We start from the raw sequence: 13,117 nt of genomic DNA, 5'->3' as shown, positions 1-13,117 counted from the left end.
GGGGCTCAGCGGCGGGGCTTGCCCGGCCGGCCTCGGCGGCCACCGGAGGCGCCGCCCTTCGCCCCCTTGGCGTCGCCCTTGGCACCCCTGGCACCCTTCGGGTTCTTGGCGCCCTTCGCGCCACCGGAGCCACTCGAACCGCCCCGTCGCGCCGACGCCGCCCCGGCCCGCTCGCCCTTGCGCTCGGCCGGCGCGGGCTGCCGGCCCCGGGTGCTGTTGACGGTCCGGCCGCGGACGATGCCGATCAGGTCCTCGACGCGGTCGGTGTGCGCGTCCTCGGGCCAGGACAGGGCCACACCGGAACCGGTGACGTCGGTGACGGTCCGGTGGGTGAGGTCCTTGCGGTGGTGCAGGCGGGCCAGGGACAGCGGGACGACCAGGACGCCGATGCCGGCCGCCACCAGCTCGACGGCGTCCGCGGTGGAGGCCGGGCGCTCCAGGGCGGGCCGGCCGGGCGGCCGCTCCCAGCCGAGGACGTCGTCCAGGGGGTGCAGCACGATCTCGTCGGCCAGGTCCTCCGCGGTGACCTCGTCGGCGGCGGTGACCAGGTGGTCCTTGGGCACCACCACGACCGTCGTCTCGGTGTAGAGCGGGATCGCGCTGAGCCGGGTCCGGTCGACGGGAAGCCGCACCAGGCCGGCGTCGGCGGCACCGCCGAGCAGGGCGGCCTCCGCCTCGGCGGCGGGCACCTGGGCCAGGGTCAGCGGGACGTCCGGCAGGCGTTCCCTCCAGACGCGCACCCATTTGTCGGGCGTCACCCCCGGGACGTACGCGAGCCGGAACGAGGGGGGTTCTTCCGAGGCCGTCACCTGGCCAGGTTACCGGGCGTGGTCGGGGGCCCCGCACACGCTCGATACCCTTGACGGCATGACGCAGCACCAGAGCACCCAGACCATGAAGCCCGCGACCGCGGCCAAGAAGCTGGGTGTGTACCTCGAGGCCACACCCGCCGAGTTCCAGGAGGGCGTCGTCTCGCGGGCGGAGCTGAACGCGCTCCAGACCGACCCGCCCGCGTGGCTGCGCGACCTGCGCCGCGACGGCCCGCACCCCCGGCCGGTGGTGGCGGCCAAGCTGGGCGTCTCCATCGCCGGGCTGCACCGGGGCGGCGTGACGGAGGCGCTCACCACCGAGCAGATCGAGGCGCTCAAGCAGGAACGCCCCGAGTGGCTGGAGCGGGAGCGCACGGTCCAGGCCGGCGTCCGCGAGGAGACGGCCCGGGTGAAGAAGCTGCACGCGGAGCGGGCCCAGCGGGGCTGACTCAGGGGGCGCCCGGGCGGGCGGTATCGGCCAGTGCGACCACCCGGGTCAGCGCGTCGCCCGCGAACAGCGCGCGCCCGGCGGCGATCCGCGTCCGACGGGCCGGCCCGTCGGCGGTGAGCCGGCGCAGGGCGCCGAGCAGCGCGTCGTCGTCCTCGGCGTGGTCCGAGAGGCCGAGCGCGGCCATCCGCCGGACGCCGTCCGCGCCGTGGCCGGGGATCGGGCGGTACCCCACGACGGGCAGCCCGGCGGCCAGCGCCTGGACGGCGGTCTGGCCGGCGGCGTTGTCGACCAGGGCGCGGGCGGCGTGCAGCAGCCCTGGCATGTCACTGACCCAGCCCAGGGCGAGCGCGCCCGGGACGGCGGCTGCCTCCCGGCGCAGCCGGCCGTTGTCCCCGCACAGCACGACCGGCAGGAACCCGTGCCCGGCCAGTAGCCGGACGGTGCGGCACAGGTCAGAGCCGACGCCCCAGGCGCCGGCGGACAGCACGACGGGGGCCCGGCCCGGGGCGTGCCGGTCGAAGAGGCGCCGCCAGGTCGCGGCGTCCGGCCCGGGCGGGAGGAACTCCGGCGCCACCACCGGCCCGCACGCCTCGGCCGGCCGGCCGGTGGCCCGCCGCGCCTCGCGGGCGGCGTCGGGGGTGAGGCACAGGGTGTGGTCGTTGCCCGGGTGGAGCCACTGCCGGTGCACGGCGAAGTCGATGACGAGGACCACGGCGGGCACGCGGAGCAGCCCCGCCGCGCGCAGGTGCCCGGTCAGCTGGGCGCCGAGGTGGAAGACGGGCACCACCACGTCCGCGCCGGTGCGCTCGGCCAGGGCGAGCAGCCGGGAGCCGGCCAGCTGCGCGAGGGGCGTGCCGCTCGGGCGGCGTCCGGCGCCGGGGCGCAGGAACAGGCGGTACAGAGCGGCGTAGACCCAGGGGGCATGGCGGACCGAGCCGCGGTAGAAGCACCGCAGCGCGCGGCCGAGGCCCCGGGGCAGCAGGGTGAGCACGTCGACGACGAGGGCCTCGTCGCCGCGCTCGCGGGCCCGGCGGGCCAGCTCGGTGGCGACGGTGTCGTGCCCGGCGCCCATGCCGGCGCTGACCACCAGCAGCCGCCGGGGACCGCGAGGGACCTCCCCCGGCGGCGCGGCCGGCCGGGGGGCTGCTCTGCTGCTCGGGCGTGGGTGCACGGCCGTCCAGGTTGCCGCCATCGCACACCTCAAACCGCCCATAGGGGGCGTTTCGGGCTAGGGCTGGGGGATACTCCGTGAGCGCCCGTCCGGTCGGATGCCGGGGCCGGCCGCCCCGGCCGGTGTCAGGTCCGGTGTCCGCCCCGAGCCAAGGTGGTCCCCATGGTCCCTGCCTTCTCCCGCCCCCGGCCGGCGGCCGGCCCGCAGGTGGCCGCGCCCGACGCGGCGCGTGCCCGGCCTCGCGCCGAGCCCTCGGCGAAGCGGGGCGCGGGGGTCCGCACCGCGCTGGTGACCGGGGCGTCCTCGGGGATCGGCGCCGCCGTGGCACGCCGCCTCGGCGCGGAGGGCGGCTGGCGGCTTGTGCTCAGCGGGCGGGACCCCGACCGGCTGCGCCGGGTGGCCGAGGACACCTCCGCCACCGCCTACGCCGCCGATCTGACCCTGCCGGGCGTCGACCGGCAGCTCACCGACTTCACGCTGGCCTCGGTGGGGTCGGTGGACCTGCTGGTGGCCGGTGCCGGGGTGGGCTGGGCCGGGGAGTTCCGGGACATGCCGCCGCACGCCATCGAGGAGGTCTTCGAGACCGACGTCCTCGCCACCCTGCGCCTGGTGCGGCTGCTCCTGCCGGGCATGGTGGCGGCGGGCACGGGGCGGGTGGTGCTGGTCGGCTCGCTCGCCGGGTGCGTCGCGGTGCGGGACGAGGCGGTGTACTCCGCGGCCAAGGCGGCCCTCGGCACCTTCGCGGACGCGCTCCGCTACGAGCTGCTCGGCACCGGCGTGGGCGTCACGCATGTGGTGCCCGGGGTGGTGGACACGCCGTTCTTCGAGCGCCGTGGCACGCCCTACCGGCGCTCCCGCCCGCGCCCTGTGCCGGCCGAACGGGTGGCCGAGGCCGTGCGGACGGCCGCACTGCGGGGCCGGGACGAGGTCTACGTGCCCGGCTGGCTACGGGTGCCGTGCCGGGTCCGCGGGGCCGCGCCGGGGCTGTACCGGTGGCTGGCCGCGCGGTTCGGATGAGCGGGCCGGCGCCGCGGTGAGCGCGCTCACCGTGCTGCTGGCCCTGGCCGCCGCGTTCTCCAACGCGGCGGCGTCGGTGCTGCAGCGCCGGGCCGCCGCCCAGGACGAGGACCGGCCGGGCGCGGTGCACACGGCGGTGCGCTCGCTGCTGCGGTTGGTGCGGGACCGGTACTGGGTGGGCGGGGCGGCGCTGCTCGCGCTGACGACGGTGCTCCAGGCCGCCGCCCTCGCGGTGGGCAGCCTGGCCGTGGTCCAGCCCCTGATGGCCACCGAGCTGCTGTTCACGCTGGTGGTGGGCAGCCTGGTCTTCCACCGGCGCCCCGACACCCGGACCTGGCTGGCGTTCGCGGCCCTCGCGGTGGGCCTCGCGCTGTTCCTCGGCTCCGCCTCCCCCACACCGGGCCGGGACATCGCGACCGCGGGTCGCTGGGGGTGGGCGGGCGCGGTCCTCGTCTGCCTGATGGCGGGCCTGGTGGCGGCCGGGCGCGCGGTACGGGGCGCGCCGCGCGCGGCGCTGTTCGGCTCGGCGTCCGCGGTCGGGTTCGGCGGGACGGCGGCGCTGCTCAAGGAGGTCACCGGGCGGCTGCCCCAGGGGGTGGGCGCGGTGCTGGCGCAGTGGCCGCCGTACGCCACGGCGGTGGTCGGCGGGACCAGCTTCCTGCTCCTCCAGAGCGCCCTGCGGGCCGGCACCCTGGCGGCCTCCCAGCCGGCGCTCACCCTCGGGGACGCGCTGACCAGCGTCGCCCTGGGCTGGGCGCTGTTCGACGAGGAGATCGCCCTCGGGGTGCGGGTGCTGCCCGAGCTGGCCGGGGTGGCGCTGATCGGCCTGGGCAGCGTGGGGCTGGCCCGCGCGCCCTCGGTGCACGGGGCCTGGGACACCGCGCCGGGGGCGCGGGAGGGGCCGGACGCGCGGGACGGGCCGGGGGTGGTGGCGGGTGAGGGGCGGGGACAGGAGTCGGGACGGGGTCTCGGGAGGAGCGACGGATGAGTGAGGGTTCCCGGGCCGGGCGACGGGTGGCGTACGCCGCCCTCCCGGCCGTCGCCGCGCTGGCGCACATCGGGCCGGCCGCGACCTGGCTGCCCGGACTGCGCCGGCGCTGCCTCCCGGCGCTGGCCGGCCTCGGCCACCCCGGGCACATCGCGCTGACCTTCGACGACGGACCCGACCCGGCCGCCACCCCGCGCTTCCTCGACGCGCTGGACGGACTCGGTGTGCGGGCCACCTTCTTCGTGCTGGGCGAGAGCGTCGCGCGCCATCCCGAGACGGCCCGCGAGCTGGCCCGCCGGGGGCACGAGGTCGCGCTGCACGGCTGGGCGCACGACCGCCCCTGGCTGCCGTCGCCGGCCCGGGACGTCCGCGAGCTGCGCCGGGCCGCGCGGACGGTGCGCGAGGTCACCGGGACCGCCCCGTACTGGTACCGCCCGCCCTACGGCATCCTCACCTCCGGCCGCTGGCTCGCCGCCCGGCGCATGGGGCTCCGGCCGGTGCTGTGGACGACGTGGGGCCGGGACTGGCGGGCCGACGCCACGCCGGCGTCGGTACGGGCCGACATCGCGTCGGCGACGGGGCCCGGCGGCACCATCCTCCTGCACGACACCGACCACGCCTCGGCCCCGGACAGCTGGCGCACCACCCTGGCCGCGCTCCCGGCCGTGGTGGCCGACTGCCGGGAACGGGGCCTCACGGTGGGGCCGCTCGGGGAGCACGGGGTGCCCGGCACGGGCCCGGCCGGGGTCGGGTGGGGTGCCGGCGCGCTACCGGCGGGGAGCACCGGACCGGCCACCGACGCCCCCGGGCGAAGCCGGGCCGCGAGGACCGCCAGACCGACCTGATCCCTCCGGAGGGCAGCCTCGGGGCTCAAGCCGCCGCCTCCGGATGGATGGGGGCCGCTCCCCCGGTGAGCGGCGTCCCCGTGCCGCCGTGGCGGGTCGCGACGATCTCCGCCGCGATGGACAGGGCCGTCTCCTCGGGGGTGCGGGCGCCGAGGTCCAGGCCGATGGGTGAGCGCAGGCGGGCCAGTTCGCTCTCGCCGAGGCCGGCCTCGCGCAGCCGCCGGGTGCGGTCCTCGTGGGTGCGGCGGGAGCCCATGGCGCCGACGAAGGCGACCGGCATCCGCAGGGCCTCCGTCAGCAGCGGCACGTCGAACTTGGCGTCGTGGGTGAGCACGCACAGCACGGTGCGCGCGTCGGTCGCGGTGCGCCGCAGGTAGCGGTGCGGCCAGTCGACGACGACCTCGTCGGCCTCCGGGAAGCGGGCCGGCGTGGCGAAGACCGGGCGGGCGTCGCAGACGGTGACGTGGTGGCCGAGGAACTTGCCGGCCCGCACCAGCGCCGCCGCGAAGTCCACCGCCCCGAAGACGATCATGCGCGGTGGCGGCAGTGTGGCCTCGACCAGCAGGGTGAGGCCGCCGGGGCAGTGGGAGCCGTCCTCCGAGAGCGCGACCGTGCCCGTGCGGCCGGCGTCCAGCAGGGCAAGGGCTTCGGCGGCGGCCGTGCGGTCCAGCTCGGGGTGGCCGCCGAGGCCGCCCGCGCGGGACCCGTCGGGCCGGACCAGCAGGGCCCGCCCGAGCAGCGCCTCGGGTCCGTCGACCACCCGGGCGAGCGCCGCCGCCCCGCCCCCGGCGGCCTCGGCGAGGGCCGCCCCGAACACCTCGCGCGAGGGCCCGCGCACCGGCGTGACCACGACGTCGATGACGCCGCCGCAGGTCAGGCCGACCGCGAAGGCGTCGTCGTCGCTGTAGCCGAACCGTTCGCGCACCGTCCGCCCGTCGCGCAGCGCCGCCGCGCACAGCTCGTACACCGCGCCCTCCACGCAGCCGCCGGAGACCGAGCCGAGCACCGTGCCCTCGGCGTCGACGGCGAGCGCGGCGCCGGGTCCGCGCGGCGCGCTGCCGCCGACGGAGACGACGGTGGCGACGGCGAACTCCCGGCCCTCGGCCAGCCAGCCGTGCAGCTCCCGCGCGAGGTCAAGCATCCGCCGCACCCCGGACCGCGGGGCCCGTCCCCGCCGTGAGCACCCGGTCGGGCCGGATGGGCAGGTGGCGCTGGCGGACCCCGGTCGCGTGCCAGACGGCGTTGGCGACGGCCGCGGCGGCGCCGACGATGCCGATCTCGCCCACGCCCTTGATGCCGACCGGGTCGTCGGGGTCGGGGTCGGCCACCCAGTCCGCCTCGACGTCGGGCACGTCGGCGTGCGTGGCGACGTGGTAGCCGGCCAGGTCGGGGCCGTAGTGGCCACCGCTCGCGTGGTCGCGGACGGCTTCCTCGTGCAGGGCCATGGAGAGGCCCCAGGTCATGCCGCCGACCAGCTGGTTGCGGGCGGTGAGCGGGTTGACGATCCGGCCGGCCGCGAAGATGCCGAGCATCCGCCGCACCCGTACCTCGCCCGTGGCGGTGTCCACGGCGACCTCGGCGAACTGCGCCCCGAAGGCGTGCCGTTCCTTCTTCGCGAGCGCGGCCAGCGCCTCGGTGGTGTCGGAGCGCACGGTGATGCCCTCCGGCGGGACGGTGGTGCCGAGGGCGAGGCGTTCCCGCAGTTCGGCGGCGGCCGCGTTGATCGCCCAGGCCCAGGAGCGGGTGCCCATGGAGCCGCCGGCGATCCAGGCGGGCCCGAAGTCGCTGTCACCGATCCGCACCCGGACCCGCTCGGTCGGCACCTCCAGCGCGTCGGCGGCGACCAGGGTGAGCGCGGTGCGGGCGCCGGTGCCGAGGTCGGCGGCGGCGATCCGTACGGTGAAGGCGCCGTCGGCCTCGGCGGTGACCAGCGCCGTGGACGGGCCGGCCCCGGCGCCGTAGGAGGCGGCGGCCGTGCCGGTGCCCAGCAGCCAGCGGCCCTCGCGGCGCACCCCGGGGCGCGGGTCGCGGCCGGCCCAGCCGAAGCGCCGGGCGCCCTCGCGGAAGCAGGCGGCCAGGTTGCGGCTGCTGAAGGGGAGTCCGGAGACCGGGCCGGTCTCGGGGTCGTTGCGCAGCCGGAGTTCGACCGGGTCGATCCCGGTCCGCTCGGCGAGTTCGTCGAGGGCCGACTCCAGGGCGAAGGAGCCGGGGGCCTCGCCGGGCGCGCGCATCCAGGTCGGTGACGGCACGTCGAGCGGGACGCAGGCGTTGGCGGTGCGGTGGGCGTCGGCGTCGTACATGACGCGGGCGAAGGCGGCGCACGCCTCGGTGAACTCGTAGCCGGTGGCCGTCTGGCTCAGCGAGCGGTGCTCCAGGGCGAGCAGCCGCCCGTCGGGGCCGGCGCCGAGCCGGACCCGCTGGGTGGTGGGGCTGCGGTAGCCGGCCAGGGAGAACATCTGGCGCCGGGTCATGACCACGCGCACCGGGCGGTGCAGCTGGGTCGCCGCCATCACGGCGGCCACCTGGTGGGCGCGCAGGCCCTTGCTGCCGAAGCCTCCGCCGATGTGCTCGGAGCGGACCCGCACGGCGGACTCGTCCAGCGAGAACAGCGTCGCCAGTTCGCCCCGGACCCAGCCGACGCCCTGGTTGGAGTCGGTGACGTCGAGGCGTCCGCCGTCCCAGCGGGCGGTCGCGGCGTGCGGTTCCATCATGGAGTGGTGCTCTTCGGGGGTGGTGTACACCTCGTCCACGACGGTCGCGGAGTCGGCGAGCCGGGCCGCGAGGTCGCCCTTCTCCTCGGTGTCGGCCGCGTCGCCCTCGCCGGGGCCGTCGGCGCGCAGCACGGTGTCGTGGGGTTCCTCGTCGTACGTCACCTCCAGCGCCTCGGCGGCCTCCCGGGCCTGCTCGGGCGTCTCGGCGACGACCAGCGCCACCGGCCAGCCCGCGTGCGGGACCCGGTCGTGCTGGAAGACGGTGGCGGTCGGGTCGGGCGGCGTGCCCAGCATCCCGACGTAGTCGGTGTGCAGGCGCGGGGCGTTGCCGTGGTGCAGGACCGCGAGGACGCCGGGCATGGCGAGGACGGGCTCGGTGGCGACGGACCGGACGCGGCCCCGGGCCACGGTGGACAGCGCCAGCCAGCCGTGGGCCAGCTCGGCGAAGGGGACCTCCCCCGAGTAGCGGGCGGCGCCGGTGACCTTGTCGCGGCCCTCGATTCGGGTGTGCGGGGTGCCGACGGCTCCCCGGACCGCGGACCGGCCGGTGGTGGTCGTGGTCATCGGGTGGCCCCTTCCGCGAGTTCGGTGAGCACGGCCACCACGAGGTTGCGCATCAGGGTCACCTTGTAGGCGTTGTCCGGCAGCGGCCGGGCGGCGGCCAGTTCGGCGTCCGCGGCGGCGGCGAATGTGGCGCCGTCGGCGGGCGCGCCGGTCAGCACGGCCTCCGCGGCGCGGGCCCGCCAGGGCCGGGAGGCGACCGCGCCGAGGGCGAGCCGGGCCTCGCGCACCACGCCGTCCTCGATGTCCAGCGCGGCGGCGACGGAGCCGAGCGCGAAGGCGTACGAGGCGCGCTCGCGCACCTTGCGGTAGCGGGAGTGCGCGGCGACCGGCGCCGGGGGCAGGGTGACGGCGGTGATCAGGGCGCCGGGCGGCAGCGCGGTCTCGCGGTGCGGGGTGTCGCCGACGGGCGGGTAGAGGTCGGTGAGCGGCAGCTCGCCGGGGCCGTCCGCGCTCTCGTAGGAGACGACGGCGTCGAACGCGGTGAGGGCCACGGCCATGTCCGAGGGGTGCACGGCGACGCAGTGCTCCGAGGCGCCGAGCACGGCGTGGTTGTGGTGCTCGCCGGTGACGGCGGGGCAGCCGCTGCCGGGGACCCGCCGGTTGCAGGGCCGGCTCACATCGGTGAAGTAGCCGCAGCGCACCCGCTGGAGCAGGTTGCCGCCGACGGTCGCCATGTTGCGCAGCTGGCCCGAGGCGCCGGCCAGCACCGCCTGGGTGAGCGCCGGGTAGCGGCGCCGGACGTCGGGGTGGGCGGCGAGGTCGCTGTTGGTGACGGTCGCGCCGACGCGCAGGCCGGCGCCGGGCGTCGACTGGACGGAGCCGAGCGGGAGTTCGCGGACGTCGACCAGCCGGGCGGGCCGTTCGACGCCGGCCTTCATCAGGTCGAGCAGGTTGGTGCCGCCGCCCAGGAAGCGGGCCTCGGGATCGTCGGTGAGCAGTGCCACGGCGCCGGGGACGTCCTGGGCGCGGCGGTAGTCGAACTCCCTCATGCCGCCGCCTCCTCGGCGTTCGGGGCCGCCTGCCGTTCCCGGGCCCGCTCGTGGTCCTCGGCGGCGCGGGCGACCGCGCGGACGATGGAGACGTAGGCGCCGCAGCGGCACAGGTTGCCGCTCATGCGCTCGCGGATCTCCTCCGGGGTCAGCGGTGGCGGCCCCGCGTCGGGGCGCACGTCGTCGGTGACCGCGCTGGGCCAGCCGGCCGCGTGCTCCTCGATGACGGCGACGGCCGAGCAGATCTGCCCGGGCGTGCAGTAGCCGCACTGGTAGCCGTCGAGGTCGAGGAACGCCTGCTGCACGGGGTGCAGCGCGTCGCCCTCGGCCATGCCCTCGATGGTGGTGATCTCACGGCCCTCGGCCGCGACGGCGAGGTTCAGGCAGGAGACGGCGCGGCGTCCGTCGACCAGGACCGTGCAGGCGCCGCACTGCCCCTGGTCGCAGCCCTTCTTGGTGCCGGTCAGATCGAGGCGCTCGCGCAGGGCGTCGAGCAGGGTGGTGCGGTGGTCGACGGTCAGGTGGTGCTTCTCGCCGTTGATGTGCAGGGTGATGGCGCTGGACGTCGACGGGGGTGCTGAGACCATGGTCAGCCTTCTTCGTGTCGTCACGCTTCGTGCCGGTTGACCTGCGCGGCTAAGCTGGCCGGGCAACCGGACAACTGTCCGCTCTACCGAAAACGTAACGGACAGCTGTCCGCTCAGCAAGCGTCGGGATCCGGTCACCGACCCGGGTACGGAGGGAGAGACAAGTGCCCCAGCCGAGGAAGGACATTCCCCTGCGCTCGGACGCGCAGCGCAACCGCGAGCGCATCCTGGAGGTGGCCGTGGCCGAACTGACCCGCTGTGCCGACGTCCCGCTCAGCCTGATCGCCCGGAAGGCGGGCGTCGGACAGGGCACCTTCTACCGCAACTTCCCGCACCGCGAGGCGCTGGTCCTGGAGGTCTACCGCCACGAGATGCAGCAGGTGGCCGACGCGGCGCCCCGGCTGCTCGCCGCCCTCGGTCCCGACCGGGCGCTGCGCGAGTGGATGGACCGGCTGGCCGCCTTCGCGATGGCCAAGGCCGGCCTCGCCGACGCCGTCCGGCTGGTCACCAGCGCGCCCGGCGGACCGGCCAAGCCGGGCCCGACACCGGTCCTCGACGCCGTCGGGCTGCTGCTGCGGGCGGGGCAGGAGGCCGGCACCGTCCGGCCCGGCGTGAGCGCCGACGACTTCTTCCTCGCCATCGCCGGGCTCTGGCAGGTCGACCCCGCCGAGGACTGGCAGCCGCGGGTCACGCGACTCCTGGACCTCGTCATGGACGGCCTGCGGGCGGGGGCGCCGGGCCGGTGATCACGCGGCGTCAGACCACCGGTTCGCCGATGCCGAGCAGGTTCCCCTCGCTGTCGCGGAACCAGGCGGCGCGCTCGCCGCGGGCGTGCTTGCTCGGGTAGTGGCCCTCGACGTGGGCGATGCCGTCCACGGTGCGGAACCCGGGGACGTCGACCTCCTCGAACTCCACTCCCTTGCTGCGCAGTTCGGCGACGACGCCGTCGAGGTCGTCCACCTGCCAGCCCATCTGGGAGAAGGTGCCGGGCGAGGAGCCCGTGGAGGTGAACAGCGCGAACTCGGTGTCCGAGCAGCGGTAGAGCAGCCCGCCGGGCCGCTCGTCGACCGGCTCAAGGCCGAGCCGCTCGGCGTAGAAGCGCCGGGCCCGCTCCAGGTCCTGGGCCGGCAGCCGGGTCGCCACGCGACCCCGGGCGAGGATGTTGCCGCCACTGATGTCCATGCCGTCCACTGTGCCGGGTGCCGCCGGGAAATCCGGTCGACGGCGCGCCGCCGGGTCGGGCAGGGTGGTCGGCCGTGACGAGCAGTGAGCTGTGGAGCCGGGAGAACGCCGAACGCTACGACGCCGAGGAGGAGGAGAACTCCTCCCCCGAAGTCCTGGGTCCGGTACTGGACTTCCTCGCCGCGCTGGCCGGCGACGGCCGGGCCCTGGAGTTCGCGATCGGCACCGGCCGCGTGGGCGTGCCGCTCAGCGAGCGGGGGGTGCCGGTCGCGGGTGTCGAGTACTCGCCGCACATGGCGGAGGTGCTGCGGCGCAAGGTCGGCGAGGAGACGCTCCCGGTCGTCCTCGGGGACATGGCCACGGCCACCGTGCCCGGCGAGTTCGCCGTGGTGTACCTGGTCTACAACACGATCTCCAACCTGCTCACGCAGGACGAGCAGGTGGAGTGCTTCCGCAACGCGGCCCGCCATCTGGCGCCCGGCGGCCGCTTCGTGATCGAACTGGGCGTGCCGCCGCTCCGGTTCCTGCCGCCCGGCCAGGTCGCGGTGCCGTTCGACGTCTCCGAGCACCACCTCGGCTTCGACACCTTCCACCTGGCCGAGCAGGTGCTGGTCTCGCACCATCTGACCCGGGACGGCGCGGACGGCCGCTACCGGCGCGACGCGTCGCGGCACCGGTACGCGTGGCCGGCCGAGCTGGACCTGATGGCCCGGATCGCCGGCCTGACGCTGGAGCGGCGGGTCGCGGACTGGGACGGGTCGCCGTTCACCGACGACAGCGGGAAACACGTCTCGGTGTGGCGCAAGCCGGCCTGAGGCCCCTTGCACGGAGTGCGACGCAGGCGGGGGCCGGCCGGGACGTGTCGTCCCTCCGGCCCCCGCCGTGCTGCCTGGGCCCCGCCGGCCTCCGCGCGGGACCGGCTGTCCCCGGGGCTCAGGCGGTCTGTGGGTCCGCTCAGTAGGCGGAGTCGACCTGGTCCATGGAGCCGTACTTGTCGGCCGCGTAGTTGCAGGCGGCGACGATGTTGGCGACCGGGTCGGTGATGGAGTCCTTCGTGCCCTTGACGTGGTAGGCGTCGAAGGTGGGCTGGATGGTCTGCAGCAGGCCCTTGGACGGGACGCCGTTCTGGGCGTTGACGTCCCAGTTGTTCTGCGCCTTCGGGTTGCCGGCCGACTCGCGGATGATGTTGCGGTGCAGGCTGTCGTAGCTGCCCGGGATCTTCTTGGCGTGCATGACGTCCAGGGCGGTGCGGATCCAGCCGTCCAGGTTGTCGCCGTACTTCTTCTCGCCGGCCTTGACGATGGCCTCGATCTTGTCGGTCTGGGCCTGGGTCTGCGCGGTGGAGGCCTTGGCCGGCTCGGCGGCGTGCGCCGGGCTCGGGGCGAGGGTCAGGGTGACGGCTGCGGCGCCCGCGGCGGCGAGAGAAGCCACGGCGGACTTGCGGATACTGAGGCGACGGGTGATGGCGTGCATGGGTGTACCTCTCCATTCGGGACGTCATGGGGAGGCCGACTGGGGGGTCGGCGACGCGGTGTCCGCGCTCGACGCGGCTTCGCGTCATCAGGGCCGGTGTCTGGATTGCGGACGAGCTCTTCCCGTCCGGTCCGGCGCTCGGCTCCCCGGTACGTCCAACACCCTGCGGAACGCCTGGCCGCCGCGACAAGTGTGTGACCTACTACGCCCCTTAGCAGGCACGTCGCGCGACGGCCGGCGCCGCCCGGGCGCCGGGGCGCGCGTCGGCCGCCGGACGTCTACTAACCCCGGCCCTATGTGACGTGGGCCCTGTGCGCGCCCTCACAGGAC

At 76.3% G+C, this 13,117-nt stretch carries 14 protein-coding genes; 6 read left to right on the top strand and 8 right to left on the bottom strand.

Translation table 11 applies throughout. The annotated features are described in order from the left end of the window. Nucleotides 1-5: 5 nt before the first annotated feature. Nucleotides 6-809, bottom strand: a complete 804-nt coding sequence (locus ACGFZL_RS10065) for a LysR family transcriptional regulator substrate-binding protein (protein ID WP_393690399.1) — start codon at nucleotides 807-809, stop codon at nucleotides 6-8. Nucleotides 810-867: 58 nt separating this feature from the next. Here ACGFZL_RS10065 and ACGFZL_RS10060 point away from each other — a divergent pair, with 58 nt between their 5' ends. After that, complete coding sequence (locus ACGFZL_RS10060; RefSeq protein ID WP_393690398.1) at nucleotides 868-1,257, top strand: DUF5997 family protein; 390 nt, start codon at nucleotides 868-870, stop codon at nucleotides 1,255-1,257. Nucleotide 1,258: 1 nt separating this feature from the next. On the opposite strand, the gene ACGFZL_RS10055 is transcribed toward ACGFZL_RS10060, so the two are convergent. Then, a complete protein-coding gene (locus ACGFZL_RS10055; RefSeq protein ID WP_393690397.1) occupies nucleotides 1,259-2,332 on the bottom strand; it encodes an MGDG synthase family glycosyltransferase in 1,074 nt (357 codons plus the stop codon). A 261-nt stretch (nucleotides 2,333-2,593) separates the two neighbouring features. Between ACGFZL_RS10055 and ACGFZL_RS10050 the strand changes: the two genes are divergently transcribed. From ACGFZL_RS10050 to ACGFZL_RS10040, 3 genes are read left to right on the top strand one after another with little or no spacing between them, the layout of a single operon-like run. Continuing rightward, nucleotides 2,594-3,448, top strand: a complete 855-nt coding sequence (locus ACGFZL_RS10050) for an SDR family NAD(P)-dependent oxidoreductase (protein WP_393690396.1) — start codon at nucleotides 2,594-2,596, stop codon at nucleotides 3,446-3,448. A gap of 16 nt (nucleotides 3,449-3,464) precedes the next feature. Then, nucleotides 3,465-4,436, top strand: coding sequence for a DMT family transporter (locus tag ACGFZL_RS10045; RefSeq protein ID WP_393690395.1), 972 nt, complete (start codon nucleotides 3,465-3,467; stop codon nucleotides 4,434-4,436). Then, a complete protein-coding gene (locus ACGFZL_RS10040) occupies nucleotides 4,433-5,281 on the top strand; it encodes a polysaccharide deacetylase family protein (RefSeq protein WP_393690394.1) in 849 nt (282 codons plus the stop codon). The genes ACGFZL_RS10045 and ACGFZL_RS10040 overlap by 4 nt, the downstream gene beginning before the upstream one ends. A gap of 25 nt (nucleotides 5,282-5,306) precedes the next feature. On the opposite strand, the gene ACGFZL_RS10035 is transcribed toward ACGFZL_RS10040, so the two are convergent. The 4 genes from ACGFZL_RS10035 to ACGFZL_RS10020 are packed head-to-tail and all read right to left on the bottom strand — an operon-like array spanning nucleotide 5,307 to nucleotide 10,132. Then, on the bottom strand, nucleotides 5,307-6,422 hold the full coding sequence (locus tag ACGFZL_RS10035) for an XdhC family protein (protein ID WP_393690393.1): 1,116 nt from the start codon (nucleotides 6,420-6,422) through the stop codon (nucleotides 5,307-5,309). Continuing rightward, a complete protein-coding gene (locus ACGFZL_RS10030) occupies nucleotides 6,415-8,556 on the bottom strand; it encodes a xanthine dehydrogenase family protein molybdopterin-binding subunit (RefSeq protein ID WP_393690392.1) in 2,142 nt (713 codons plus the stop codon). Before ACGFZL_RS10030 ends, ACGFZL_RS10035 begins: the two co-directional genes overlap by 8 nt. Continuing rightward, a complete protein-coding gene (locus ACGFZL_RS10025) occupies nucleotides 8,553-9,545 on the bottom strand; it encodes an FAD binding domain-containing protein (RefSeq protein WP_393690391.1) in 993 nt (330 codons plus the stop codon). The genes ACGFZL_RS10030 and ACGFZL_RS10025 overlap by 4 nt, the downstream gene beginning before the upstream one ends. Further along, nucleotides 9,542-10,132, bottom strand: a complete 591-nt coding sequence (locus ACGFZL_RS10020) for a (2Fe-2S)-binding protein (RefSeq protein WP_393690390.1) — start codon at nucleotides 10,130-10,132, stop codon at nucleotides 9,542-9,544. The genes ACGFZL_RS10025 and ACGFZL_RS10020 overlap by 4 nt, the downstream gene beginning before the upstream one ends. Nucleotides 10,133-10,296: 164 nt before the next feature. Here ACGFZL_RS10020 and ACGFZL_RS10015 point away from each other — a divergent pair, with 164 nt between their 5' ends. Beyond that, entirely contained in the window at nucleotides 10,297-10,878 is a 582-nt protein-coding gene (locus tag ACGFZL_RS10015; protein ID WP_393690389.1) for a TetR/AcrR family transcriptional regulator, read from the top strand. Between the two features lie 10 nt (nucleotides 10,879-10,888). Here ACGFZL_RS10015 and ACGFZL_RS10010 read toward each other — a convergent pair whose 3' ends face one another. Beyond that, complete coding sequence (locus ACGFZL_RS10010) at nucleotides 10,889-11,314, bottom strand: VOC family protein (RefSeq protein WP_393690388.1); 426 nt, start codon at nucleotides 11,312-11,314, stop codon at nucleotides 10,889-10,891. A 74-nt stretch (nucleotides 11,315-11,388) separates the two neighbouring features. Between ACGFZL_RS10010 and ACGFZL_RS10005 the strand changes: the two genes are divergently transcribed. Continuing rightward, nucleotides 11,389-12,129, top strand: coding sequence for a class I SAM-dependent DNA methyltransferase (locus tag ACGFZL_RS10005; protein ID WP_393690387.1), 741 nt, complete (start codon nucleotides 11,389-11,391; stop codon nucleotides 12,127-12,129). A 139-nt stretch (nucleotides 12,130-12,268) separates the two neighbouring features. Here the strand turns inward: ACGFZL_RS10005 and ACGFZL_RS10000 are convergent, their stop codons facing one another. Continuing rightward, nucleotides 12,269-12,787, bottom strand: coding sequence for a transglycosylase SLT domain-containing protein (locus ACGFZL_RS10000; RefSeq protein ID WP_355169179.1), 519 nt, complete (start codon nucleotides 12,785-12,787; stop codon nucleotides 12,269-12,271). Nucleotides 12,788-13,117 lie beyond the last annotated feature (330 nt).

It is taken from the genome of Streptomyces sp. NPDC048182, from assembly GCF_043202555.1.
Lineage (GTDB): Bacteria > Actinomycetota > Actinomycetes > Streptomycetales > Streptomycetaceae > Streptomyces.
The sequence above is the reverse complement of the archived record's forward strand: the minus strand, read 5'-3'. Positions and strand labels throughout refer to the sequence as shown.

What these genes read in the sequence shown, in the direction of transcription:
- ACGFZL_RS10060 (WP_393690398.1), top strand. Translation starts at nt 868, where the DNA reads ATGACGCAGCACCAGAGCACCCAGACCATGAAGCCCGCGACCGCGGCC.
- ACGFZL_RS10055 (WP_393690397.1), bottom strand. Translation starts at nt 2,332, where the DNA reads ATGGGCGCCGGGCACGACACCGTCGCCACCGAGCTGGCCCGCCGGGCC.
- ACGFZL_RS10050 (WP_393690396.1), top strand. Translation starts at nt 2,594, where the DNA reads ATGGTCCCTGCCTTCTCCCGCCCCCGGCCGGCGGCCGGCCCGCAGGTG.
- ACGFZL_RS10040 (WP_393690394.1), top strand. Translation starts at nt 4,433, where the DNA reads ATGAGTGAGGGTTCCCGGGCCGGGCGACGGGTGGCGTACGCCGCCCTC.
- ACGFZL_RS10035 (WP_393690393.1), bottom strand. Translation starts at nt 6,422, where the DNA reads ATGCTTGACCTCGCGCGGGAGCTGCACGGCTGGCTGGCCGAGGGCCGG.
- ACGFZL_RS10030 (WP_393690392.1), bottom strand. Translation starts at nt 8,556, where the DNA reads ATGACCACGACCACCACCGGCCGGTCCGCGGTCCGGGGAGCCGTCGGC.
- ACGFZL_RS10025 (WP_393690391.1), bottom strand. Translation starts at nt 9,545, where the DNA reads ATGAGGGAGTTCGACTACCGCCGCGCCCAGGACGTCCCCGGCGCCGTG.
- ACGFZL_RS10020 (WP_393690390.1), bottom strand. Translation starts at nt 10,132, where the DNA reads ATGGTCTCAGCACCCCCGTCGACGTCCAGCGCCATCACCCTGCACATC.
- ACGFZL_RS10010 (WP_393690388.1), bottom strand. Translation starts at nt 11,314, where the DNA reads ATGGACATCAGTGGCGGCAACATCCTCGCCCGGGGTCGCGTGGCGACC.
- ACGFZL_RS10000 (WP_355169179.1), bottom strand. Translation starts at nt 12,787, where the DNA reads ATGCACGCCATCACCCGTCGCCTCAGTATCCGCAAGTCCGCCGTGGCT.